The sequence below is a fragment of the Xanthomonas sp. NCPPB 2922 genome, from assembly GCF_041520885.1.
Classification (GTDB): domain Bacteria; phylum Pseudomonadota; class Gammaproteobacteria; order Xanthomonadales; family Xanthomonadaceae; genus Xanthomonas; species Xanthomonas campestris.
Genome location: NZ_JBGOFY010000010.1, coordinates 46,746 through 68,965, shown reverse-complemented (window position 1 = coordinate 68,965; position 22,220 = coordinate 46,746). Strand labels below are relative to the sequence as shown.

General features: G+C 64.3%; 15 protein-coding genes and 1 tRNA gene. 14 read left to right on the top strand and 2 right to left on the bottom strand.

Features of this window, described 5'->3' with window-relative positions; translation table 11 throughout:
* The 11 genes from ileS (at position 1) to ACD584_RS12665 (ending at position 13,951) form a co-directional block, all read left to right on the top strand.
* Entirely contained in the window at positions 1–2,832 is a 2,832-nt protein-coding gene (ileS, locus tag ACD584_RS12715) for an isoleucine--tRNA ligase (RefSeq protein ID WP_076036194.1), read from the top strand.
* Positions 2,833–3,098: 266 nt separating this feature from the next.
* On the top strand, positions 3,099–3,602 hold the full coding sequence (gene lspA, locus ACD584_RS12710) for a signal peptidase II (protein ID WP_011036354.1): 504 nt from the start codon (positions 3,099–3,101) through the stop codon (positions 3,600–3,602).
* 135 nt (positions 3,603–3,737) lie between these two features.
* Positions 3,738–4,688, top strand: a complete 951-nt coding sequence (ispH, locus tag ACD584_RS12705; RefSeq protein ID WP_011269934.1) for a 4-hydroxy-3-methylbut-2-enyl diphosphate reductase — start codon at positions 3,738–3,740, stop codon at positions 4,686–4,688.
* A 183-nt stretch (positions 4,689–4,871) separates the two neighbouring features.
* Positions 4,872–4,947: transfer RNA gene (locus tag ACD584_RS12700), tRNA-Thr, on the top strand.
* A gap of 354 nt (positions 4,948–5,301) precedes the next feature.
* A complete protein-coding gene (gene cyoA / locus ACD584_RS12695) occupies positions 5,302–6,246 on the top strand; it encodes a ubiquinol oxidase subunit II (RefSeq protein WP_011036356.1) in 945 nt (314 codons plus the stop codon).
* On the top strand, positions 6,236–8,236 hold the full coding sequence (gene cyoB / locus ACD584_RS12690) for a cytochrome o ubiquinol oxidase subunit I (RefSeq protein WP_014507037.1): 2,001 nt from the start codon (positions 6,236–6,238) through the stop codon (positions 8,234–8,236). The genes cyoA and cyoB overlap by 11 nt, the downstream gene beginning before the upstream one ends.
* Positions 8,233–8,868, top strand: a complete 636-nt coding sequence (gene cyoC, locus ACD584_RS12685) for a cytochrome o ubiquinol oxidase subunit III (protein ID WP_175611805.1) — start codon at positions 8,233–8,235, stop codon at positions 8,866–8,868. The genes cyoB and cyoC overlap by 4 nt, the downstream gene beginning before the upstream one ends.
* Positions 8,868–9,203, top strand: coding sequence for a cytochrome o ubiquinol oxidase subunit IV (gene cyoD, locus ACD584_RS12680; protein ID WP_011036359.1), 336 nt, complete (start codon positions 8,868–8,870; stop codon positions 9,201–9,203). The genes cyoC and cyoD overlap by 1 nt, the downstream gene beginning before the upstream one ends.
* A 155-nt stretch (positions 9,204–9,358) precedes the next feature.
* Positions 9,359–11,239, top strand: coding sequence for a M61 family metallopeptidase (locus ACD584_RS12675; RefSeq protein ID WP_175611549.1), 1,881 nt, complete (start codon positions 9,359–9,361; stop codon positions 11,237–11,239).
* A 608-nt stretch (positions 11,240–11,847) separates the two neighbouring features.
* The gene (gene radA, locus ACD584_RS12670) at positions 11,848–13,239 is read left to right on the top strand and encodes a DNA repair protein RadA (RefSeq protein ID WP_012438953.1); all 1,392 of its coding nucleotides are present in this window, start codon (positions 11,848–11,850) and stop codon (positions 13,237–13,239) included.
* Between the two features lie 325 nt (positions 13,240–13,564).
* Positions 13,565–13,951, top strand: a complete 387-nt coding sequence (locus ACD584_RS12665) for a DUF805 domain-containing protein (protein WP_011036362.1) — start codon at positions 13,565–13,567, stop codon at positions 13,949–13,951.
* Between the two features lie 6 nt (positions 13,952–13,957).
* Here the strand turns inward: ACD584_RS12665 and ACD584_RS12660 are convergent, their stop codons facing one another.
* Positions 13,958–14,200 (bottom strand): hypothetical protein, encoded by a 243-nt coding sequence (locus tag ACD584_RS12660; RefSeq protein WP_139328365.1) that lies wholly within the window; start codon positions 14,198–14,200, stop codon positions 13,958–13,960.
* A 224-nt stretch (positions 14,201–14,424) separates the two neighbouring features.
* Positions 14,425–15,210 carry a response regulator transcription factor gene (locus ACD584_RS12655; RefSeq protein ID WP_029217108.1) on the bottom strand — a complete coding sequence of 262 codons (786 nt, stop codon included), beginning with the start codon at positions 15,208–15,210 and terminating at the stop codon, positions 14,425–14,427.
* A gap of 900 nt (positions 15,211–16,110) precedes the next feature.
* On the opposite strand from ACD584_RS12655, the gene ACD584_RS12650 reads away from it, so the two are divergent.
* The 3 genes from ACD584_RS12650 (at position 16,111) to ACD584_RS12640 (ending at position 22,103) form a co-directional block, all read left to right on the top strand.
* Positions 16,111–17,466, top strand: coding sequence for a helix-turn-helix transcriptional regulator (locus ACD584_RS12650; protein ID WP_175611548.1), 1,356 nt, complete (start codon positions 16,111–16,113; stop codon positions 17,464–17,466).
* A 394-nt stretch (positions 17,467–17,860) separates the two neighbouring features.
* Positions 17,861–19,735: an ATP-binding protein gene (locus ACD584_RS12645; protein ID WP_175611547.1), complete on the top strand. Its 1,875-nt coding sequence runs from the start codon at positions 17,861–17,863 to the stop codon at positions 19,733–19,735.
* Between the two features lie 22 nt (positions 19,736–19,757).
* Positions 19,758–22,103, top strand: coding sequence for a bacterial transcriptional activator domain-containing protein (locus ACD584_RS12640; RefSeq protein ID WP_076036193.1), 2,346 nt, complete (start codon positions 19,758–19,760; stop codon positions 22,101–22,103).
* The last annotated feature ends 117 nt before the right edge of the window (positions 22,104–22,220 follow it).

Sequence of the window (22,220 nt, the reverse complement as noted above, 5' to 3'; positions counted from 1 at the left end):
GTGACCCAAGATTACAAAGCCACACTCCATCTGCCCGCCACGGACTTTCCGATGCGCGGCGACCTGCCCAAGCGCGAGCCGGCGATGCTGGAGCGCTGGGAGCGCGAGGGGCTGTACGCACAAGTGCGTGCCAATGCCGCCGGGCGCCCGCTGTTCGTGCTGCACGACGGCCCGCCGTATGCGAACGGGCAGATCCATCTGGGTCACGCGGTCAACAAGATCCTCAAGGACATCATCGTCAAGTCCAAGTACCTAGCTGGCTTCGATGCGCCGTACATCCCGGGCTGGGACTGCCATGGGCTGCCGATCGAAATCGCGATCGAGAAGAAGTTCGGCAAGGTCGGCGTGAAGCTGGACGCTGCGCAGTTCCGCCAGAAGTGCCGCGAGTACGCGACCGAGCAGATCGACCTGCAGCGGCGCGATTTCAAGCGCCTGGGCGTGATCGGCGACTGGGACAACCCGTACAAGACGCTGGACTTCCGCTTCGAAGCCAATGAAATCCGCGCGCTGGCCAAGGTCATCGACAACGGCCACCTCACGCGTGGCGTCAAGCCGGTGCACTGGTGCTTCGACTGCGGCTCGGCCTTGGCCGAGGCGGAGATCGAATACGCCGACAAGGTGTCGCCGACGGTGGATATCGCCTACCCGGCACGTGATCCGGCCGCGATCGCTGCGGCATTCGGCGTCACGCTGCCTGCGGGTACGCAGGTGGCGGTGCCGATCTGGACCACCACGCCCTGGACGCTGCCGGCCTCGCTGGCGGTGAGCCTGGGCGCCGCCCTGGACTACGTGTTGGTGGAAGGCCCGGCCGACCACGGCCAGCCGCGCTGGCTGGTGATCGCCGAGGCGTTGGCCGGCAAGGCGCTGGCGCGCTACGGCGTCGAGGCGGTGGTGGTACATGGTCACGCCAAGGGCGCGGCGCTGGACCAGCTGCTGCTGGCGCACCCGTTCTATGCCGAACGCGACATCCCGCTGATCCTGGGCGATCACGTGTCCGACGACGACGGTACCGGTGCGGTACATACCGCGCCGGGCCACGGCCAGGAGGACTACCAGGTCTCCAAACAGTATGGTCTGCTGGAGCGCTACAGCGCCGCGCAAATCAACCCGATCGACGGGCGCGGCGTGTATCTGCCGTCCACCCCGCCGCTGGGCGACACCGTGCTGGCCGGGCTGCATATCTGGAAAGCCAACGACGTCATCATCGATGCGTTGCGCGACACCGGCGTGTTGCTGGCCGCCAGCACGATGGAGCACAGCTATCCGCATTGCTGGCGCCACAAGACGCCGATCGCGTTCCGCGCCACGCCGCAATGGTTCATCTCGATGGAGCAGGCCAACCTGCGCGCCGATGCGCTCAAGGCCATCGAAACCGTGCATTGGTATCCGTCGTGGGGCCAGGCGCGGATCGCCGGCATGATCGACGGGCGTCCGGACTGGACCATCTCGCGCCAGCGCACCTGGGGCGTGCCGATCGCGTTGTTCGTGCACCGCGAAACCGGCGAGCCGCATCCGCGCAGTACCGAGCTGATGCGGCAGGTGGCAGAGCGGGTGGAGCAGGGCGGCGTGGATGTCTGGTACACGCTGGACGCGGCCGAGCTGCTGGGCGATGAAGCCTGCGACTACGACAAGATCACCGACATCCTGGACGTGTGGTTCGACTCCGGCGTGACCCATGAGGCGGTGCTGGTGGATCGCGGCCTGCCCAAGCCGGCCGACCTGTACCTGGAAGGCTCCGATCAGCATCGCGGCTGGTTCCAGTCCTCGCTGCTGACCGGCGTGGCGATGGACAAGGTCGCGCCCTACAAGCAGTGCCTCACCCACGGATTCACTGTGGACGAGCACGGCCGCAAGATGTCCAAGTCGCTGGGCAACGGGATCGAGCCGCAGGAAATCATGCGCACGCTGGGCGCCGACATCCTGCGCCTGTGGATCGCCTCGGCCGATTACAGCAACGAGATGTCGCTGTCGCAGGAGATCCTCAAGCGCAATGCCGATGCCTACCGTCGTCTGCGCAATACCGCGCGCTTTCTGCTCGGTAATCTGCATGGGTTCGACCCGTTGCAGCATCTGGTGGCACTGGACGACATGGTGCTGCTGGACCGCTGGATCGTGCATCGCGCCCACGAGCTGCAGGAGAAGATCACTGCCGCCTACGCGCGCTACGACTTCGCCGAAATCGTGCAGGCGCTGCTGAATTTCTGCAGCGTGGACCTGGGTTCGCTGTACCTGGATGTCACCAAGGACCGCCTGTACACGATGGCCGAGGATGCGCGCGGCCGCCGTTCGGCGCAGAGCGCGATGTATCACGTGGCCGAGGCGTTCGTGCGCTGGATTGCGCCGGTGCTGAGCTTCACCGCCGAAGAACTGTGGGCGCACCTGCCGGGCGAGCACTCCGGCAACGTGCTGTTCGCCACCTGGTACGAGGGGCTGGCGCCGATGCCGGCGGACGCTGCACTGACCAGCGCCGACGTCGACAAGTTGCTGGCGCTGCGTGAGCAGGTAGCCAAGGTGCTGGAGCCGATGCGTGCCAATGGCGCGATCGGCGCGGCGCTGGACGCGGAAATCACCGTGGCCGCCGACGCTCAGACCGCCGCGCGCTGGCAGCCGCTGAGCGATGAGCTGCGCTTCCTGTTTATCAGTGGCGACGTCACCGTGACCGCGGCCAGCACCGACGACATCTTCGTCAGTGCGCAGCCCACCACCAAGGCCAAGTGCGTGCGCTGCTGGCACCACCAGGCCAGCGTGGGCAGCGACCCGCGGCACCCGGAGTTGTGCAGCCGCTGCGTCAGCAACATCGAAGGCCCGGGCGAGGAGCGTCGCTGGTTCTGATGCGGCTATGGCGTGGCGGCGTGTTCGGCGCGCCGCCGCGTCCGCTGCAGGGTTGCGGCGCCGGCCAGCTGTGCGGTCGACGCGGTTCTGGTGGGCAGCCACCGTTCCTCAGTTTGCCCTGCGGCGGGCCCTGCAGCTGAAGCCCGGCGCGCATGCCGGCATGGGGCAGGTCGGTTGGTTGTCCCGTGCGTGCCATCCTGTGTTGTTCCCGCCATCCAGGCCTCTTCTCCGCCACGGAGAAGGCCTCCTACTTGCGATATTTCGACATGAGTCAACGACCCAACCCGTCCGCCCTGATCTGGTTACTGCTTTCGGCTGTTGTGATCGGCCTGGATCAGTGGAGCAAGGCCTGGGTGCTGTCCAGCCTGCCCGAATACACCCCGGTGCCGGTCATCGACGGGTTCTGGAACTGGTACCGCACCTACAACACCGGGGCAGCCTTCAGCTTCCTGAGTGATGCCGGTGGCTGGCAGCTGTGGTTCTTCACCGCGCTGGCGGTCGGCATCAGTGGCCTGCTGGCGTTCTGGCTGTCGCGCACCGCGCGCGGCGACTGGCGCAGCGCAGTGCCGTATGCGCTGGTCATCGGCGGGGCGATCGGCAATGTGATCGACCGCCTGATGCACGGCCACGTGGTCGATTTCATCCAGTGGTATGTCGGCGAGCACACCTGGCCGTCGTTCAATATCGCCGACTCGGCGATCGTGGGTGGCGCGATCGGCATCGCACTGTTCGGTTTGTTCGACGGCAAGCGCAGTCGAAAAGCGGGATAATCCTGATCCATGCCCGCTGCGACGCTGCCTTGACGGGCACGCCGCAGCAAAGCGCCTGGCGCCGCGTTGTCGGCGGCCGCGCCCCCTGTTGAAAACGTCCGGCCATCGCGGCCGGGCCGTCGAGAGAAGAAGCTTATGGACGTCCTGCTCGCCAATCCCCGCGGCTTCTGCGCCGGTGTCGACCGCGCGATCGAGATCGTCAAGCGTGCGATCGAGACGCTGGGTGCGCCGATCTACGTGCGCCACGAGGTGGTGCACAACCGCTTCGTGGTCGACGACCTCAAGCAGCGCGGCGCCATCTTCGTCGAGGAACTGGACGAAGTGCCGGACGACGCCACGGTGATCTTCAGCGCCCACGGCGTCTCCCAGGCCGTGCGCGTGGAGGCCGAACGGCGCGGGCTGAAGGTGTTCGATGCAACCTGCCCGCTGGTGACCAAGGTGCATTTCGAAGTTGCTCGCCATTGCCGCGCCGGCCGCGACGTGGTGCTGATCGGCCATGCCGGGCATCCGGAAGTGGAGGGCACCATGGGCCAGTGGAGCCGCGAGCGCGGCCCCGGGCAGATCTACCTGGTGGAAGATATCGAGCAGGTCGCCACCTTGCAGGTGCGCCAGCCGGAGAACCTGGCCTATACGACCCAGACCACGCTGTCGGTGGACGACACCATGGGCATCATCGAGGCCTTGCGCGTGCGCTATCCGGCCATGCAGGGGCCAAAGCATGACGACATCTGCTACGCCACGCAGAACCGCCAGGATGCGGTGCGCGACCTGGCGCGGCAGTGCGATCTGGTACTGGTGGTGGGCTCGCCCAACAGCTCCAACTCCAACCGGCTCAGCGAGCTGGCCCGCCGCGATGGGGTGGAGTCCTACCTGATCGACAACGCCAGCGAGATCGACCCGGCCTGGATCGTCGGCAAGCAGCATATCGGCCTGACCGCTGGCGCTTCGGCGCCGCAGGTGCTGGTCGACGGCGTGCTGGCGCGGCTGCGCGAGCTCGGTGCCAATGGCGTGTCCGAACTGGCGGGCGAGCCGGAGTCGATGGTGTTCGCCCTGCCCAAGGAGCTGCGGCTGCGGCTGGTCAGCTGAGCAGGAGGCGCACGCCAGGGCATCGGCGGAATGTCCGCGCAGTTGCCTCACCGGCTCGGCTGAAGCCGAGCGCTGCGGAGGAGGGCGCAACGATCGCGGTGGCTGAGACGCAGGTGCGTGGCACAGCCGCGACACCCAAGGCGATTGACCGCAGCGGCGCTCCGCTCCTACAATTCACGGCTCGCCGGAATAGCTCAGTTGGTAGAGCGGCGCATTCGTAATGCGTAGGTCGTAGGTTCGATTCCTATTTCCGGCACCATCGCATCATCACTGGGTCGACCTTTGGTCGGCCCAGTTGCGTTTGGGCGCTATGCGCGTCGACGCTGGAATTTTAAGGGCATCGCGCAGGTTCTCTGCCCACTGCACGACGGCCGCAACTGGCCGCATTCCCTGCACTTTGACGCGCTGCGACAACATGTCGCACACATCTGCGCGCATTCATTGCGATGGATCATTGCCAATGGGTTTCGTGCAGGTGCAGCAAAGACTAAAATCAGGGAGCTAACCCGTGTCTTCGATCTGGGCCGCCATCTCCACCGGGAGCGGGCTGTTCAAAACGCCGCTGGCGGATCCGACGAACGAGGCTGGCGTTCCTTCGCACTTGGATCGACCGATGATTCCGTTGAAACATCTCGGGCGTGTACTTCGTCCAGGTCTGATGTTGCCGTTCCTGCTGTTGGCAGGCTGCAACTCGGCCATCCTCAATCCGAAAGGCCAGATCGGCCACGACGAGAAGCAACTACTGATCACCTCGGTGGTGCTGATGCTGATCGTGGTGATCCCGGTGATCGTCATGGCGATTGCGTTCGCGTGGAAATACCGCGCGTCCAACACCAAGGCGCGCTACGAGCCGGATTGGTCGCACTCCACCGCGATCGAGGTGGTGGTCTGGTCGATCCCGTGCGTGATCATCCTGGTGCTGGCGGTGCTGACCTGGCGCTCGTCGCATGCGCTGGACCCGTACCGGCCGCTGGACTCGGACATCAAGCCGATCAACATCGAGGCGGTGTCGCTGGACTGGAAGTGGATGTTCATCTATCCGGATCAGGGCATCGCCACGGTCAATGAGATCGCGTTCCCGGTGCATGCGCCGCTGAACTTCAAGATCACCTCCGATACGGTGATGAATGCCTTCTTCATTCCACACCTGGGCACCATGATCTATTCGATGGCCGGCATGGAGACCAAGCTGCATCTGGTTGCCAATGAGCCGGGCGAGTACTTCGGCCTGTCCAGCAATTACAGCGGTCATGGCTTCTCGAAGATGAGCTTCGTGGCGCGTGCCACCGACCAGGCCGGCTTCGAGGCATGGGTGGCCAAGGTTAAGGCATCGCCGAAGGCGCTGGACGCTGCCGAATACCAGGCGCTGGCCGCCAATCGCAACGACAAGGAACAGTATCCGGTCACCTATTACTCATCGGTGCCCGACGGCATGTTCCGGTCGCTGATCGATAAATACATGATGGGTAGCCATCATTCTGAAAGCCATGCCGGCGGTAAGGCAAAGGTCGTAGAGCCGTTTGCCATGTGTACTTCGGAGACAACTGATGTTAGGTAAGCTGACGATCGAGGCGGTTCCGTACCACGAGCCGATCATCATGATCGCCCTCGGTGGCGCCGGCCTGCTTGGCCTGCTCATCGCGGGTGCCATCACCAAGTACAAGCTGTGGGGCTACTTGTGGAATGAGTGGTTCACCTCGGTGGACCACAAGCGCATCGGTGTGATGTACATCATCGTGGCGTTGATCATGCTGCTGCGCGGCTTCGCCGATGCGGCGATGATGCGCACCCAGCAGGCGCTGGCCGGCAACGGCGGCGAAGGCGTGCTGCCGCCGCACCACTACGACCAGATCTTTACCGCGCACGGCGTGATCATGATCTTCTTCATGGCCATGCCGTTCATGACCGGCCTGTTGAACCTGATCGTGCCGCTGCAGATCGGCGCACGCGACGTGGCGTTTCCGTTCCTGAACTCGCTGAGCTTCTGGCTGTTCGTGGCCGGTGCGGCGCTGATCAACATCTCGCTGGGTGTTGGTGAGTTTGCGCAGACCGGCTGGCTGGCGTATCCGCCATTGTCGGGGCTGGAATACAGTCCAGGCGTTGGCGTGGACTACTACATCTGGGCGTTGCAGGTCTCCGGGTTAGGCACGTTGCTGACCGGCGTGAACTTCTTCGTGACGATCATGCGCATGCGCGCGCCGGGCATGACCCTGATGCGCATGCCGATCTTCACCTGGACCGCGCTGATCACCAACATCCTGATCATCGCTGCGTTCCCGATCCTGACTGTGGCGCTGGCGCTGCTGGGTGCCGACCGTTACCTGGGCACGCACTTCTTTACCAACGACGGTGGCGGCAACGCCATGATGTACGTCAACCTGATCTGGATCTGGGGTCACCCGGAGGTCTACATCCTGATCCTGCCGGCGTTCGGCATCTTTTCCGAGTTGATTGCCACCTACAGCCGCAAGCGCCTGTTCGGCTACACCTCGATGGTCTATGCCACTGCGTGTATCGGCGTGCTGTCGTTCGTGGTGTGGTTGCACCACTTCTTCACCATGGGCTCGGGTGCCAACGTCAATGCCTTCTTCGGCATCACGACGATGATCATCTCGATCCCGACCGGCGTGAAGATCTTCAACTGGCTGTTCACCATGTTCCGCGGTCGCGTGCACATGACCTCGCCGGTGCTGTGGACGATCGGCTTCATCATCACCTTCTCCATCGGTGGCATGACCGGCGTGATGCTGGCTATCCCGGCCGTGGACTTCGTGTTGCACAACAGCCTGTTCCTGATCGCCCACTTCCATAACGTGATCATCGGCGGTGTGGTGTTCGGTTACCTGGCAGGTCTGACCTACTGGTTCCCGAAGGCGTTCGGCTTCAAGCTCAACGAAAAGCTGGGCAAGGCCTCGTTCTGGTGCTGGATCATCGGCTTCTTCGTGGCCTTCATGCCGCTGTACGTGCTTGGCTTCATGGGCATGACGCGTCGCATGAACACCTACAACCACCCCGAGTGGGCGCCGTGGCTGTACGTGGCCGCCGCAGGTGCAGCGATCATCGGCCTGGGTATCTTCTTGAACCTGGTGCAGATCGCTTACAGCGTCTGGAAGCGCAAGGACAACATGGACCACACCGGTGATCCGTGGGATGGCCGTACGCTGGAATGGGCGACCTCCTCGCCGCCGCCGTTCTACAACTTCGCCGTACTGCCGCACATCGACGACCGCGACCAGTTCTGGGGCGACAAGCAGAATGGCAAGGGCTGGGTGCGTCCGTCCTCGTACGAGCCCATCCACATGCCGCGCAACACCGGTGCAGGCGTCTACATCGCCGCCTTCAGCGTGCTGCTGGGCTTTGGTCTGACCTGGCACATCTGGTGGCTGGCGATCGTTGGCCTGGCGGGCATGATCGGCAGCTTCATCGCCCGGTCCTTCGATGACGACATCGATTACTGGGTGCCGGCCGAGGAAGTGAAGCGCATCGAAGACGCGCGCTTTGCCAAGCTCGAACAGCAACATGCGGCTCAGGCCGCGAAGGCGATCTGATCATGTCCTCCACGACCACGCTTGACCACCACGGCGCCCACGCGGGCGGCCACGATCACGACCACGAGCATCACGACGGCGGTGGCAACACCGTCTTCGGGTTCTGGGTCTACCTGATGAGCGACTGCCTGCTGTTCGCGGGCCTGTTCGCCACCTACGCGGTGCTGTCCGGCGCCACGGTGGACGGACCGACGGCGAAGGAGTTGTTCGACCTGAAGTTCGTGCTGGTGGAAACCTTCCTGCTGTTGTTCAGCAGCTTGAGCTTCGGCTTCGCCATGATCTCTGCGCACAAGCGCAAGATGGGCGGCCTGTACGGCTGGCTGGCGGTCACCGCGCTGCTGGGTATCGGCTTCCTGTGCATGGAAATCTGGGAGTTCAATCACCTGATCCATGAAGGTGCGGGCCCGGGGCGTAGTGCGTTCCTGTCGGCCTTCTTCTTCCTGGTGGGCACCCACGGCCTGCACGTGGCGTCCGGCCTGTTGTGGATGGCGGTGCTGGTGATCCAGATCTCCAAGAACGGCCTGACCGCGCGCAACAGCACGCGTCTTGCCTGCCTGAGCCTGTTCTGGCACTTCCTGGACATCATCTGGATCGGTGTGTTCACCGTCGTCTATCTGCTGGGAGCGCTGTAATGGCCAATCACCACCACACCGAAAACGCTGCCGACGCGCATGCCGGCGGTCTGAAGTCCTATCTGATCGGCTTCGTCATGGCCGTGATCCTCACCGTCATCCCGTTTGCGATGGTGATGAGCGGGGCGTTCTCCAAGGGCGTCACCGTCATCGTGATCTCGGTGATGGCTGCCGTGCAGATGCTGGTGCACATGGTGTACTTCCTGCACATGGACCGTACGCCGGAGCAGCGTTCCAACGTGCAGGTGGGCCTGTTCTCGCTGCTGATCATCGGCATCGTGATCGTGGGTTCGCTGTGGGTGCTGCACAACATGAACGTCAACATGATGCATTGAGACGGCAGCCACGCCGGATCACTGAAAGCCGCCGGAACTCCGGCGGCTTTTTTTTGCCCGGCAATCCATCGCAGCATGACCAATGGCATACGGGGGAAGCGCTGGCGTGCGCTTAGCATCGAGGGCTGCCTGATCCAGGTCCCAACGGAATCGCGATGAACGTCCCCACTGTCTTGTCCTTGTCGCTGCTCGCGGCGCTGTCCCTGCCTGCCGCCGCACAAACCGCCGCGCCGCAGGATGTGCCGTTCGAAGGCACCTTGAAGATCGACGTCGATGCCACCGATCTGCAGCACCGCATCTTCAAGGTCAAGACCACCATGCCGGCCTCGCCGGGCCCGATGACGCTGCTGTATCCGCAGTGGATCCCGGGCAACCATTCGCCTACCGGCCCGATCGACAAACTGGCCGGTCTGGTGATCAAGGTCGATGGCAAGGTGGTGCCCTGGACGCGCGACCAGTTCGATGTCTACGCCTTCAAGGTGGACGTGCCGCAAGGCGCCAGCGAGCTGGTGGCCGAATTCAAGTTCCTCTCGCCGCAGGCCAGCAGCCAGGGCCGGGTGATGATGACTCCGGAAATGCTCAACCTGCAGTGGAACACCACGGCGCTGTATCCGGCCGGCTACTTCGCGCGCAACATCAAGGCGCAGGCCAGCGTGACCCTGCCGGCGGGCTGGAGCTATGCCACGGCCATGGAAACCGAACGCCGCGTGGGCGACACGGTGACCTTCAAGCCGATCGATTTCGATGACCTGGTCGACTCGCCGATGTTTGCCGGCAAGTACTACAAGCGGGTCGAATTGAGCGCCGGCAAGCAGCCGGTGTATCTGAACGTCTTTGCCGACGAAGCCAAATCGCTGGACGCCAAGCCCGAGCAGATCAAGGCGCACGCCGCGTTGGTGCAGCAAATGGACAAGCTGTATGGCGCGCGGCATTTCGACCACTACGAATTTCTGCTGGCGCTGACCAAGAAGCTGGGCGGCATCGGCCTGGAGCATCACCGTTCCAGCGAGAACAGCGGTGCACCGAATTACTTCACCGAGTGGGACAAGAGCTGGACCGGGCGCGACTTGCTGGCGCATGAGTTCAACCATTCCTGGAACGGCAAATACCGCCGCGGCGCGGATCTGGCGACGCCGAATTTCAACGTGCCCATGGGCGACAGCCTGCTGTGGCTGTATGAAGGCCAGACCCAGTTCTGGGGCGAAGTGATGTCGGCGCGCTCCGGCCTATGGACGCAGGAACAGGCACGCGAAGTGCTTGCCGGCGTAGCCGCCCAATACGAGCGTGGCCGCCCCGGCATGGCGTGGCGCACGGTGCAGGACACCACTAACGACCCGACCATGTCGATGCGCCGCCCCAAGGCGTACCGCAACTATCAAATGTCGGAAGACTATTACTCCGGCGGCCAGATGATGTGGCTGGAAGTGGATAGCAAGCTGCGGGCGTTGACCAACAACAAGCGCTCCATCGATGACTTCGGCAAGGCGTTCTTCGGCATGAAGAACGGCGATTGGGACGTCAATCCGTACACGTTTGATGACATCGTCAGCACCCTCAACGGCGTGGCTGCCTTCGACTGGGCGAGCTTCCTGCGCAGTCGCATGGATGGGCATGGTTCGTTGATCGGCGGCATCGAAGCCAATGGCTGGAAGCTGGTCTACAACGACGAGCCGAACCTGGCCACCAAGACCGACGAGAGCGACGACAAGGACGCCAGCCTGACCTATTCGCTTGGCATGTCGTTGAAAGCCTCGGGCGATATCAGTGATGTGCTTTGGGACGGCCCGGCCTTCAATGCGGGCCTGATCACGGGCAATACGATCGTGGCGGTCAACGGCCGCGCCTTCAGTAGTGACGTGATCAAGGACGCGATCACCGCCGCCAAGGGAACCACCGTGCCGATCGAGCTGCTGGTCAAGCGACTCGACCGCTACGACACAGTGCGCATCGACTACCACGGCGGGCTGCTGTATCCGCATCTTGAGCGGATTGCCGGCAAACCGGACCGTTTGAGCGAGCTGTACAAGGCGCGTTGAATGGAGCGCTGCGCCGGCATCCTGCATGCGTGCAGGATGCCGGTGTAGAGCTGGATGATCGTCGATGGATGAGCGGTGCTTGTTCGGCTGAAGCAGTCTGGTGCGTGGGCGTCGCTCGTTCACCTTGCCGCTCGCTGGGTGCGCTGTTTGCAGATGTCGTAGTGGTTTAGATGCGCCTTTTCAGGGCCTTTGTTCGCGCGAGGCATGCCGCCGCATCTCGCTACGCGGAGTGACGGCGCCATCCCGGCTTATGTCTGGGTGCCGGAACCATCTGCGTGCGTTTCCTGCATCAATGCCTGAGCGACTCCACGCATGCCGCAGGCGGGTAGCTTTGGTCGCGAGCTGCGAGCAGCATTCTTGAATCCCGAATCCCGAATCCCGAATCCCGAATCCCGAATCCCGAATCCCGAATCCGCGACGCGCAGTGCGCTCTGCATCGGGACTGAGTAATCGAATGGCGTGCATCAACGGTCGATGCCGCGCCGGCTGGACCCGCAACCGCTGACACATCACACGGCGATCGGCTGACGCCAGTCTCCGGCTCAGGTCGCGCGCGGTGAGACCCGCCGCAGCTATGCTTCGGCTTTAGAAGCAACGGCAAGAAGATGATGGCGAAGGCGAAGACGGCCTATGTCTGCGGCGAATGCGGCGCCGAGTACACCAAGTGGCAGGGTCAGTGCACCGAGTGCGGGGTGTGGAACACGCTCAGCGAGATCGTGCTGGAAAGCGCCACGCCCGCTGGCAAGGCCTCGCCGGCGGCGTCGCGGCGCAGCGGTTGGGCGGGCAAGACCGAAGCGCCCAAGATCACCGCGCTCAAGGATGTGCAGCAGTCCGAGCAGGCGCGGGTGTCCACCGGCATCGGCGAGTTCGATCGTGTGCTTGGCGGCGGCTTGGTCGAGGGTGCGGTGGTCCTGATCGGCGGCGACCCGGGTATTGGCAAGTCGACGTTGTTGCTGCAGGCGCTGGCCAGCATGGCCAGCACGCTGCCGGTGTTGTACGTCACCGGCGAAGAATCGCTGGCCCAGGTGGCCGGGCGTGCGGTGCGGCTGGACCTCCCGTTGGAAGGGTTGAATGCGCTGGCCGAAACCGGAATCGAGAACATCCTGCAGCACGCCAGCGTGGCGCGTCCCAAATTGATCGTGGCCGATTCGGTGCAGACGCTGTGGACCGAGTCGCTGACCGCAGCGCCGGGTTCGGTCAGCCAGGTGCGCGAGAGCGCTGCGCGGCTGGTGCGCTATGCCAAGGAAACCGGCACGGCGGTGTTCCTGGTCGGGCATGTCACCAAGGAAGGCGGCATCGCCGGCCCCCGCGTGCTCGAGCACATGGTCGATGCGGTGCTGTATTTCGAGGGCGAAAGCGGCAGCCGCTTCCGCTTGCTGCGTGCGTTCAAGAACCGCTTCGGTGCGGTCAACGAGCTGGGCGTGTTTGCGATGGGTGAGAAGGGCCTCAAGGAGGTCTCCAACCCCTCGGCGATTTTCCTTTCCGGCGGCAGCACCCACCAGCCGGGCAGTTGCGTGATGGTGACCCGCGAAGGCACGCGTCCGTTGATGGTGGAGGTGCAGGCGCTGGTGGATGCCTCGCCGTTGTCCAATCCGCGGCGGGTCGCCGTGGGGCTGGAGCAGAACCGCCTGGCGATGTTGCTGGCGGTGCTGCACCGGCATGGCGGCATCGTGGTCGGTGACCAGGACGTGTTCGTCAACGTGGTCGGCGGTATCCGGGTGCAGGAGACCGCCGCCGACTTGCCGGTGCTGCTGGCGGTGTTGTCGTCGTTGCGCGACCGGCCACTGGCCGAGAAGACGATCGCCTTCGGTGAGGTGGGGTTGTCGGGAGAGATTCGCCCGGTGCCCAACGGCGAGGACCGCCTGAAGGAGGCGGCGACGCACGGCTTCAAGCGCGCGATCGTACCCAAGGCCAATGCGCCGAAGGCGTCCAGCATCAAGGGCATGGAGATCGTTGCCGTGGAGCGATTGAGCCAGGCCCTGGAAGCGGCGGCGGAGTAAGCCCGCAGCCGCCACCGACGTTGTCGCTATGTCGCTGCCTGGTTGCTCGCCTCTACCGGGCTCGCTGCAGCGGGCGGCGCAGGCGCTGCGCCTCCACGTTCTGCAAGCTGCAGCTCTCCCCAGCGACAAGTGCGATGGGGGGCGTGCGGCCGTGCGGGTCAGCAGCAGCGCCAGGCCCGACCGCTCGTCGGACAGCGCCGGCCATACGCGCCAGAGCGTAAAGAAAACGTTTTCACCAGACTGCGGCTATGGCACCATGCGCGGCCCGTTGCACTGTGCACCGGATCACACATACCGCTTATTGCTCGTCACCAGGAGACTCACGATGGAATGGATGTTGCTGCCGCTCAAGCGTTACGCCGACTTCAATGGTCGTTCGCGCCGCAAGGAATATTGGATGTTCATGCTGCTGCAGGCCATCATCCTGCTGGTGCTGGGTGGTCTTTTCGGCATCGCAGCGGCAGTGGGCGGCGGCGATAACGGCCCGGGCGCGCTGGCCTGGGTGGTCTTCGCGATCATGGTGATCGTGATGCTGGCAATGGTGGTGCCGAGCATTGCGGTGAGCGTGCGTCGCTTCCACGACCAGGGCAAGTCTGGCTGGTTCTATCTGATCAGCCTGGTGCCTTACCTCGGCGGCTTCATCGTGTTGGTGTTTATGTGCCTGGAGGGCACGCCCGGCCCGAACGAGTACGGCGAGAGCCCGAAGCAGTAAGTTCTTCTAAACTGCAAAAAACAGCGGCGCCAAGGGAAACCTGGCGCCGTTGTCGTTTATGGGTGTTTGCATCGGTGCGGTAATGCAATGGCAGCAGCGGGGGTTGCCATGCGGCGCAAGCTTGATCAGGAGCGGCGGGGGATCTGGCGAGAACGCCGCCTTGTTGCTGGACATCAACGCTCTGCAGGGATGGCCAATATTTCCGGTGTCGGCGATGCCGCAACGATGGCGGCCGAAGCGCTGCTCCATGCGGCGCAGTGGCCTCGCATTACTGACATTGCTGCCTCGAACGTACACGTCTGTGCTGACTGCGAAGGCCAAGCCTTCATGAGCAGTCGCAACACGAACGAACCCCATCGACCGTGCGCGTGACGTCGCGCCCGTGCAGCCAAACACTCTGACTCAGGCGAGCTCCGTCAAGACGCCAGCAACGCCTGCACCGGTGCGTTATCTCCAAGCAGAGCAGCCGCAGCTCAGCAAGCTGCGGTGCGATTGACCGTATTGGACGTCATGCCCTTGGAGGGTGCCGCCGTGTTGCCGTCCGACAGCGCCAGTTCGAGCTTGTAGCCATGCGAATACACGGTGCGAATGCGCACTGCGCCACTGTGGTTGCACAGCCGCAGTTTCTTGCGCAGCTTGTAGATGTGCTGTTCCATGGTGCGGTCGGTGAACTCGGTATGGCTACCCCAGACTGCCTTGGCCAGCTGGCAGCGGCGGAAGCACACGCCCGGATTCGAAAACAGCAGCCAGGCGATGGAGAACTCGCGCGCGGTCAAGGCAATCGCTGTCTCGTGCAGGTACACCGTGTTCTTCTCGCGGAGCAGCTGATACGGGCCCACCTTGATCTGCTGGGCCTGGATGCAGGTGGCTGCCATCGGCCAAATGGCGAGCGATGCGCGCACATGCAACTCGTGTGAGTTGACTGGCAGGCTGAGCACTTCGTGGGCACCGGCGCGATACCAGGCCAGCAAGTCGTCAGGGCACTCGAAACGGCCCAGCACAATCAGTGGGGTGGGGTGACCACTGTGGCAGCGCTGCCAGGCGAGCAGGGAACTGTCGTCCGATGCCACGCAATGGGCATCGAAAACCAGAAGCTCGCACGGCGAGTGGCGCAGGCAGCGCAGCAATTCGAGTTCGTCGGAAAAGATGGTGACCTCTGGGACCAGAGTCGCCAGGCTGGCGTTGATCTGTGATGCCAGCCGCGCGTCCTGCGTCAGTACGAATGCCGATCCTTGGCGGTCATTCGCAGCGGCGTCCATCACTCGCGCGCCCACGCCGGCGGTACGGGCGCAGCCCAGACCATGGAACTGAGCACAACAGGCTTACTAAAGGTATCCAGGCACATAGCCATATCACTCGACCGCTTCGGGGGGATCTGACCTGCGTCAGACGAATGGTATGTACCATTGCGAAGGCGAAAAGTTTCGTTGCCTAGCGCGAATTCCGATCAGCGGAGTCATCCGCTTTAGCGGGTGGTCAGTTAGCGGCAACACAGCTCTTACTCTCTAGTTATGCAATCGTCGTCTGACGCATAGGGCTGGTTGGAGCGTTTTAATTCGGTCAGGTTGCTGCACACAAAACCCCATGCTGGAGCGGCGGCATGCCAACGTGCAGGTGTAGACCAAGGTATAGAGATTTTGCTGACTCCCTGCGCGAGAAAGAATATCTCGAGGGACTTAACTATCGCGCCGCTGAACAAAATGCTCTTGTAATTACGGGCGGCCCGGCAACTCGTCAAAAACAGCGTCTGCCCGCATTTGCACTGGATTAACGGCCATTTGACATTGAGCGCGAGCGATCGCAGATGTTTAGCGCGCCTTCGCGCATCTGCGTGCCGAACACCGCATCCGTACGCCCACGCATCGTCCTGTGATGCACCGTCAAGATACGCCGGCGCATCGTCTGGCCTTCGTCGCTACGCAGGTGCGGGATCCACTTCGCAGTTTGCAAGACAGAGTGAGAATTTTTGAATTTCTAGCTGCTTCGAAGTGAGAAATTCTATTGGATCCGCTGCATACAATCGTTTGCGCCCACCACAACGGCGCCTTTTGTTGTTTTTGCTCCTCCCCTTCAGAGAGCCCGGCATGATCCTTTCGACCTACTTCGCAGCGATCTCTGCGTTGTCTTACGCAGACCGTCTTCCGATCTATACGAGCAGGATGCTTGTTGGTGCTTGGCCACAGGGTCTGCAGCACCTCCAGCAACGTCGCGAGGGGCAGGCAGCTCCGGATGGCAGCGACGACGAAGTCGCATTGCTGGGCGCCAGCGCCGATGCCTTGTTGATTCTGGAGTATCAGGAAGAGGCAGAGGATGCCTATCGGCAGGCGTCCAAGGCGATGCGTGGGCACCAGCGGCAGCTGCGCCTGCTGTCGTGCCGCAACACCGCGTGGCTGATGTTGAGCCAGCGCCGGCTGAGTGCAGCGCTCAATTGCTTTGCGCAACTGGCCATGGACCGCGATACCCCGGCGGTGCTGTGTGGCGAGAGCCTGCTCGGCAAGGCGCTGACCCACTTCCACCTGGGCCAGAGCACCCTGGCACTGCAGACGTTGGAACGCGCGCAAGAGGTGGTTTCCGAGCTGGAGATCGGTGCGGCGGACTGGACGCGTGTGGTCGGCGCGCTGCGTCTGGACCTGATCGCCCAGCTGCGGATCCGGCGCGGCGAGCGCATGAGCGACCACGTGTTCTGGCAGGCCACGCTGCGCCAGGAAGATGCCGCGCATACCTTCGAGGCCAGCGAGCTGCGTGCCTGCATCGCCGATCTGTCCGAGAGCATGCCGGTGCTGGCGCAACGCATGCGCCATGTGCGCAATCTGCTGCGCATTGCTGGTGGAGACACCTTCGGCTTCGACGCGCAGATCGATGCCTTGCCCGCAGCGGCCACCGGCTGCCCGCCATGCGCGCGGCAGGATGCGCAAGTGGAGCTGGCGCTGGCCGCATTGGCGGTTGGGCGTGCGGACCTGGCCGAACGCGCGCTGGCCGGTGCCGGGCGCCATCACGCGCCGCGCTGGAACCTGGAGTTCGAGTATTGCCAGGCCAAGATCAGCCAGGCACTGGGACGTGCCGAGCAAGCCTTGCTGCTCTACAACCGCTACGCCCTGGGGGCTGTGCAATGCCTGCGCAGCGAGGTCCAGGCGCCGCGGTTGCTGGAAAGCGGCACACCGGCGCATGTCAGCGATGACATTTCCGCCCGCCTGCCGGCCAAGTACCGGCGTGCCTACGCGTACATGATCACCAATGCCCATCGATCGGACCTGTCGATCAACGAGGTCGCCGCGCAGATCGGGGTGACCGGGCGCGCGCTGCAGCAGGCCTTCAAATCAGCGACCGGCTTGTCGCCGACCCAGGTGCTGCGCCGGTATCGCATGCAGGGCATCCGCGATGAACTGTTGGCCGATGGCGGTTGTGGCAGCGTGCTGCAGGCGGCGAGCCGCTGGGGTGTGGGCAGTCGCTCGGCGCTGGCCAAGGGCTATCGCCAGCATTTCAATGAAGCGCCGATGGAAACTCTGCAACGCTAAGCAGGCCGCTGCCCTGCAGCAATGCAGGGCAGCGGTGGGCGGGTAGAGGGGCGGCGGGGATGCGTCCTGCCAGGGCTGTGCCGGACGTTGGCTCAGCCGGCGTTTATGCGCAGCGCGCTTGCACGAAGCAGGCGTGACGTTTGCAGTTTTTGCCGGCAAATCCGGCCGTTTTGCAGCGCTTTGCAAGAGTGTGCTGCCGGGCCTGGAATGCCCGGCACCTATGTAACGATGGATGTAACGCTGGGATCTGTTGCCTGAGAAGGCCGGCCTGTGCCGCCGGCGCGGCGCGTACGTGCGCGGTCCGTGGCTTGCGGCTATCCTTTCCGGCTCGCATTGCCACCCAGGCAGGCGTGTCCGAGGATGGACGCGGCCGCCAAGGACACGACGACCGATCATGCAAGATCCCATCAATGAGGCGACGGACGCCTCGCAGATCCGCCGCGCAGGCGTCGATCTCAACGGGCTCATGTCCGTACTCAGCAAGCATTTGTATTCGACGCCGGTGGTCGCGTTGCGCGAGCTGGTGCAGAACGCGCACGACTCGATCCTGCGCCGGCGCCTGGAGCAGCCGGAGTGGGGTGGTGCGTCGCTGATCGAAGTGCATGGCGATCCCGCCCAGGGCATCGTGCGCATCATCGATACCGGCGCCGGGCTGACCCAACAGGAGATCCACGACTATCTGGCCACCGTGGGCGTGGGCTACACCCGCGGCCTGCGTCAGAGCGGGCATGAAGACAGCGGCCTGATCGGCATGTTCGGGCTGGGCTTCCTGTCGGCATTCGTCCTGGCACGGCGGGTCACCGTGCGCACCACCTCGTATCAGACGCCGACGCTGGGCCATTGCTATGTGTCCAGCAATGCCGAGCAATACACGGTGAGCCCGATTGCCGCACGTGCGCAGGTCGGCACAGAGGTGGTGCTGGAGCTGCATCCGAATTATCTGCCGTTGGCCCAGGAGGGCCGCCTGCGTGAGATCCTGTCGCAGTACTGCGCGCTGTTGCGCGAGCCGATCCAGATTGGCCGCGATGCACAGCCGATCAACCCGGAGCCGCCGCCGTGGCGCATGGTCGATGCGGTGCCGTTGCATCCGGTGCAGGCCTGGCGCCGCCAGCGCGAATTTGCCGCGCGCTTCGAGCGCAACTTCGAGCCGTTGTGCTGCATGCCGGTGCGCAGCGACGAAGGCAGCGATGCCGTGGGTCTGTTGTGGGTGCAGGATGGGGCGACCTACGGCACCAGCGACAACCGCAATCTGTCGGTGTTTTTGCGCGGCATGTTGCTCGATGACAACGCGCGCGAACTGCTGCCGCCGTGGGCCGGCTTCATCGGTGGGGTGATCGAATCCAACCGCTTGACGCCCACTGCCAGCCGCGAAGATTTGCAGCGCGATGCGGTGTACAGCGCGGTGCAACACGCACTCTCCGAAGCCTTGGTGCAAGGTCTGGCCGAGGTCGCACGTCAGCAGCCGGAGGCATGGCGCCGCATCCTGCTCCGCCACAACGAAGCGCTGCTGGGCGCGGCGTTATGCGACGAGCGCCTGTTCGAATTGTTGATGGAACACGTGCGCGTGCCCACCTCGCAAGGCGATCTGCCGGCGCAGCAACTACCGGCGCGTGGCGCGGTGCACGTGATCCTGGACAGCGACGCCGGCTTCGAGGAAATGCTGTTCCGCGCCATGGGCGTGCCGGTGGCCTATGGCAACCGCTATGCGGTGGTGCCGTTCCTGCGCCGCTGGGCGCAGGCCAAGGGCGTGCGCCTGGTCGAACTGGGCACCGAACAAGGCAACCGGCAGCTGTTCCATCTGGATAGCCTGCCTGCCGACGAACTGGCCTGGCTGGAGCAGCACCTGGGCGATGGCGAGGCGTTGGTGCCGGCGCGTTTCAGCCCGGAGGAATTGCCGTTGGTGGTGGTGCCCGACCGTGAGGCGGAGCTCAAGCGGCGCCTGGAACAGGACGAGAACGACAAGCGCGTCTCGACCGCGGCCTTGCGCCTGGCGCGGCAGTTCACCGCGCGCATCGAGTCGCAACAGACCCAGCGGCTGTATCTGAATCTGGACAACCCCGCCTTGCAGTCGCTGCTGGCCGCGCACCGCGCGGGCAACCCGCAGGCGGCCGTCGCCGCGCGTTTGCTGCGTTCGCTCAAGGTGATCGTTGCTGCGCAGGGCCGCACCCAGCAGACGCCAGGCGCAGCCGAAGCAGAGGCGGGTGTGTCTGCGTTGAATCGGGCCTTCGACGATTTTGCCGCGGCTGTCACCCACTTGCTGGCGCGCTGAGCGCCGGATCAAAGGACGCGTCATGGAAATCTGGAACTGGGTGGAAAAACTGCAGGACGATCTGGGCGAAGCCGGGCAGCCGCAGAATGCGCAGCTGCTGACACGCCTGACCGATCACATCTGCGATCTGCAGATCGAGCGTGCCGAGGCGCTGTTGCCGGAGGCGCGCGCGCTGGGCAAGACCCTGGCCAACCCGTGGCTGGAGGTGTTCGTCGGACATTGGGAAATGCGCAACCGGGTGGGCAACCTGTGCGAGGGCGAGCGTGCGTTGGGCGATGCGGTGTCGCTGTTCGAACGCGCGCACCGCCCCGATGCAGTGGAATGCCCGCAATCGGTGTGTGTCACCCAGGACCTGGCGGCGTGTTACGCCAACATCGATGGCCCGGGCTGGGTGCAAGATGGCCCGGGCTGGGTGCAAGAGCGCATCGAGGTGTGCGAAGAAACCCTGGCGCGCATCGACCCCAGCTGGTCGTGCTACCAGTGCCTGAGCTGCGAAAAAGCCGACGCCTTGCTCGACGATGGCCGCGGCGATGCGGCGCTGGCGTATCTGGAGCAGCAGTCGGGAACCATCCTGGCGCACGGCGGCGAGATCTACGACGGCGTGCCGGACATGCGTATCTCGATCCTGCTGGCGCTGGGCCGCGCTGCCGAGGCGCTGGAACTGGTTGAGCAGCGTGAACGCGAGGCTGCGCGCGAAGGCGCGGAGTGGGCCAACTGCAGCCAGCCGCGCCAGTTGCAGAAAACCCGCGCGCTGGCCTTGTTGGGGCGCGACGAAGAGGCCATGCAGGCCCTGCTGCCGTGGCGCGATGTGGCGCCGCGCTATCGCCTGCACTGGTTGCGTGCGGTGGCGGTGCTGGTGTCGCGTGCGCCCGAGCGCAACAGCTGGGACCTGGGCAGCCGCGTGCAGACCATGCTGGACCACTACGCGCAGGTGGGTGCGCACCGCATCTTGATCGAAGCAGCGGAGCTTGCGATCGGGATGGCCTTGCAGCGCGGCGCGGTGTGGACCGCGCGCCGGCACCTGGCGCTGGCCCGCGCACATGTGCCCAAGCTGCGGCTGGACCGTGGCGCCACCGAGTTGCTGAACACCCTGGCCGCACGCATCGATGCGGCGCCGGTGAGCGCGCCGCCGCCGGCGCCCGCCGACCAGTTGCTGGCGTGGTTGTCCGCGCAGGACCAGGAGTCCGCGCGCAATCCGGAACAGGAAGCGCAGTGGTTGCTGCAGGCAGTGGCCGAGCGGCTCGACGATGCCGAACTGGTGGACACCGCCGCATCGGCCTTGAGCGCATGCGCGGCCGATGAGGACGCGATCGCCTTGCTGTGGCAGTTCGTTCAGCGGCACGCCGATCGCGAAACCAGCCCCACCTTCCGCCTGATGAATCTCTTGCTGGGCCGTGGCGACGAGGCCGGCGTGCGCCGTCTGGCGCAGCTGTATCGTGCGCAGGTGCCGGTGGCGGCGTTGTGGTGCGAAGCGCAGCTGGCACAGCGGCTGGCCGACTGGCCCGCGCTGGAGCAGGCCTGCACCGCATTGCTGGCGCTCTCGCCGAGCTCGCACGGTGCGCGCGGGCTGTTGGCGCGCATGTACCTCAACACCGGGCGTTTCGCCGAGGCGGCCGACGTCTATCGGCAGCTGACTGAGCTACTGGAAGAACCACGCTCGGCATATTGGGACCACATGACCGCCGCCAGTGCGGCGCAGGACTGGGACGCAGTGCGTGCCTCCGCGCAGGCGATCGGCATGGAGTTGAGCAGCACCAGTGGCGTGGTCGAGGAGACCTGGGGCTGGGTAATCATCCGCTGCATCGAAGACGGCGAAGTGGCCGAGTATTACGCGCGCCGCACCGGGCCGGTGACCGCACGCATCGTTGAAAATGCGCCGTCGCAGCGCCGCCAGCACGTGGGCGACTGGGTGGTGTTCGACGCGGAGCTGGTGTATCTGCCGCCGGAGGATGAAGCCGAACGCGAACGCTTCGTGCCGACCTATCCGCAGGTGCATGTGCTGCAGGCCGGTGGTTACGGCAACAGCTGGCTGGTGGATGGCGTGCATCCGGGCGAGCCGGCGATCGACGCCTTGCGCAAGGACATTGAAGCGCGTGGGTGGACGCTGTGGGTGCACAGCCGCGACGACTATCGCCTGATCGATCCGGACAATGCAGATGCCTTCGATGCGGAAGACCCGCAGTCCGGATTGCCGGGCGTGCTGTTTACCGTGGCCTTGCCGGAGGCAGTGCCACCGCTGGAACTGCACCGCGCGCTGGTGATGGCGACGGCCGGCTGGCCGCACCGCATGTGCTGGATGCGGCTTGCCGAAGCCTGCGACCAGGACACCACCCCGCATATGCAGGCGATCGAGCGCTACGGTCTGTAAGACCGCCAGTGGTTACGGCGCGCTGCGGTTCTCGTGGCGCGCCGCTTTTTTAGTAGGGGAGCGCAATGCGGGCGGTGATGTCTTTAGCCCGGTAAGCGCGATGACCATGGAATTTTT

Bases quoted from the DNA above. Each gene is read 5' to 3' on its own strand.
- lspA (WP_011036354.1), top strand. From the start codon at position 3,099: ATGAGTCAACGACCCAACCCGTCCGCCCTGATCTGGTTACTGCTTTCG.
- ispH (WP_011269934.1), top strand. From the start codon at position 3,738: ATGGACGTCCTGCTCGCCAATCCCCGCGGCTTCTGCGCCGGTGTCGAC.
- cyoA (WP_011036356.1), top strand. From the start codon at position 5,302: ATGATTCCGTTGAAACATCTCGGGCGTGTACTTCGTCCAGGTCTGATG.
- cyoB (WP_014507037.1), top strand. From the start codon at position 6,236: ATGTTAGGTAAGCTGACGATCGAGGCGGTTCCGTACCACGAGCCGATC.
- cyoD (WP_011036359.1), top strand. From the start codon at position 8,868: ATGGCCAATCACCACCACACCGAAAACGCTGCCGACGCGCATGCCGGC.
- ACD584_RS12675 (WP_175611549.1), top strand. From the start codon at position 9,359: ATGAACGTCCCCACTGTCTTGTCCTTGTCGCTGCTCGCGGCGCTGTCC.
- radA (WP_012438953.1), top strand. From the start codon at position 11,848: ATGGCGAAGGCGAAGACGGCCTATGTCTGCGGCGAATGCGGCGCCGAG.
- ACD584_RS12665 (WP_011036362.1), top strand. From the start codon at position 13,565: ATGGAATGGATGTTGCTGCCGCTCAAGCGTTACGCCGACTTCAATGGT.
- ACD584_RS12660 (WP_139328365.1), bottom strand. From the start codon at position 14,200: ATGGAGCAGCGCTTCGGCCGCCATCGTTGCGGCATCGCCGACACCGGA.
- ACD584_RS12655 (WP_029217108.1), bottom strand. From the start codon at position 15,210: ATGGACGCCGCTGCGAATGACCGCCAAGGATCGGCATTCGTACTGACG.
- ACD584_RS12650 (WP_175611548.1), top strand. From the start codon at position 16,111: ATGCTTGTTGGTGCTTGGCCACAGGGTCTGCAGCACCTCCAGCAACGT.
- ACD584_RS12645 (WP_175611547.1), top strand. From the start codon at position 17,861: ATGCAAGATCCCATCAATGAGGCGACGGACGCCTCGCAGATCCGCCGC.
- ACD584_RS12640 (WP_076036193.1), top strand. From the start codon at position 19,758: ATGGAAATCTGGAACTGGGTGGAAAAACTGCAGGACGATCTGGGCGAA.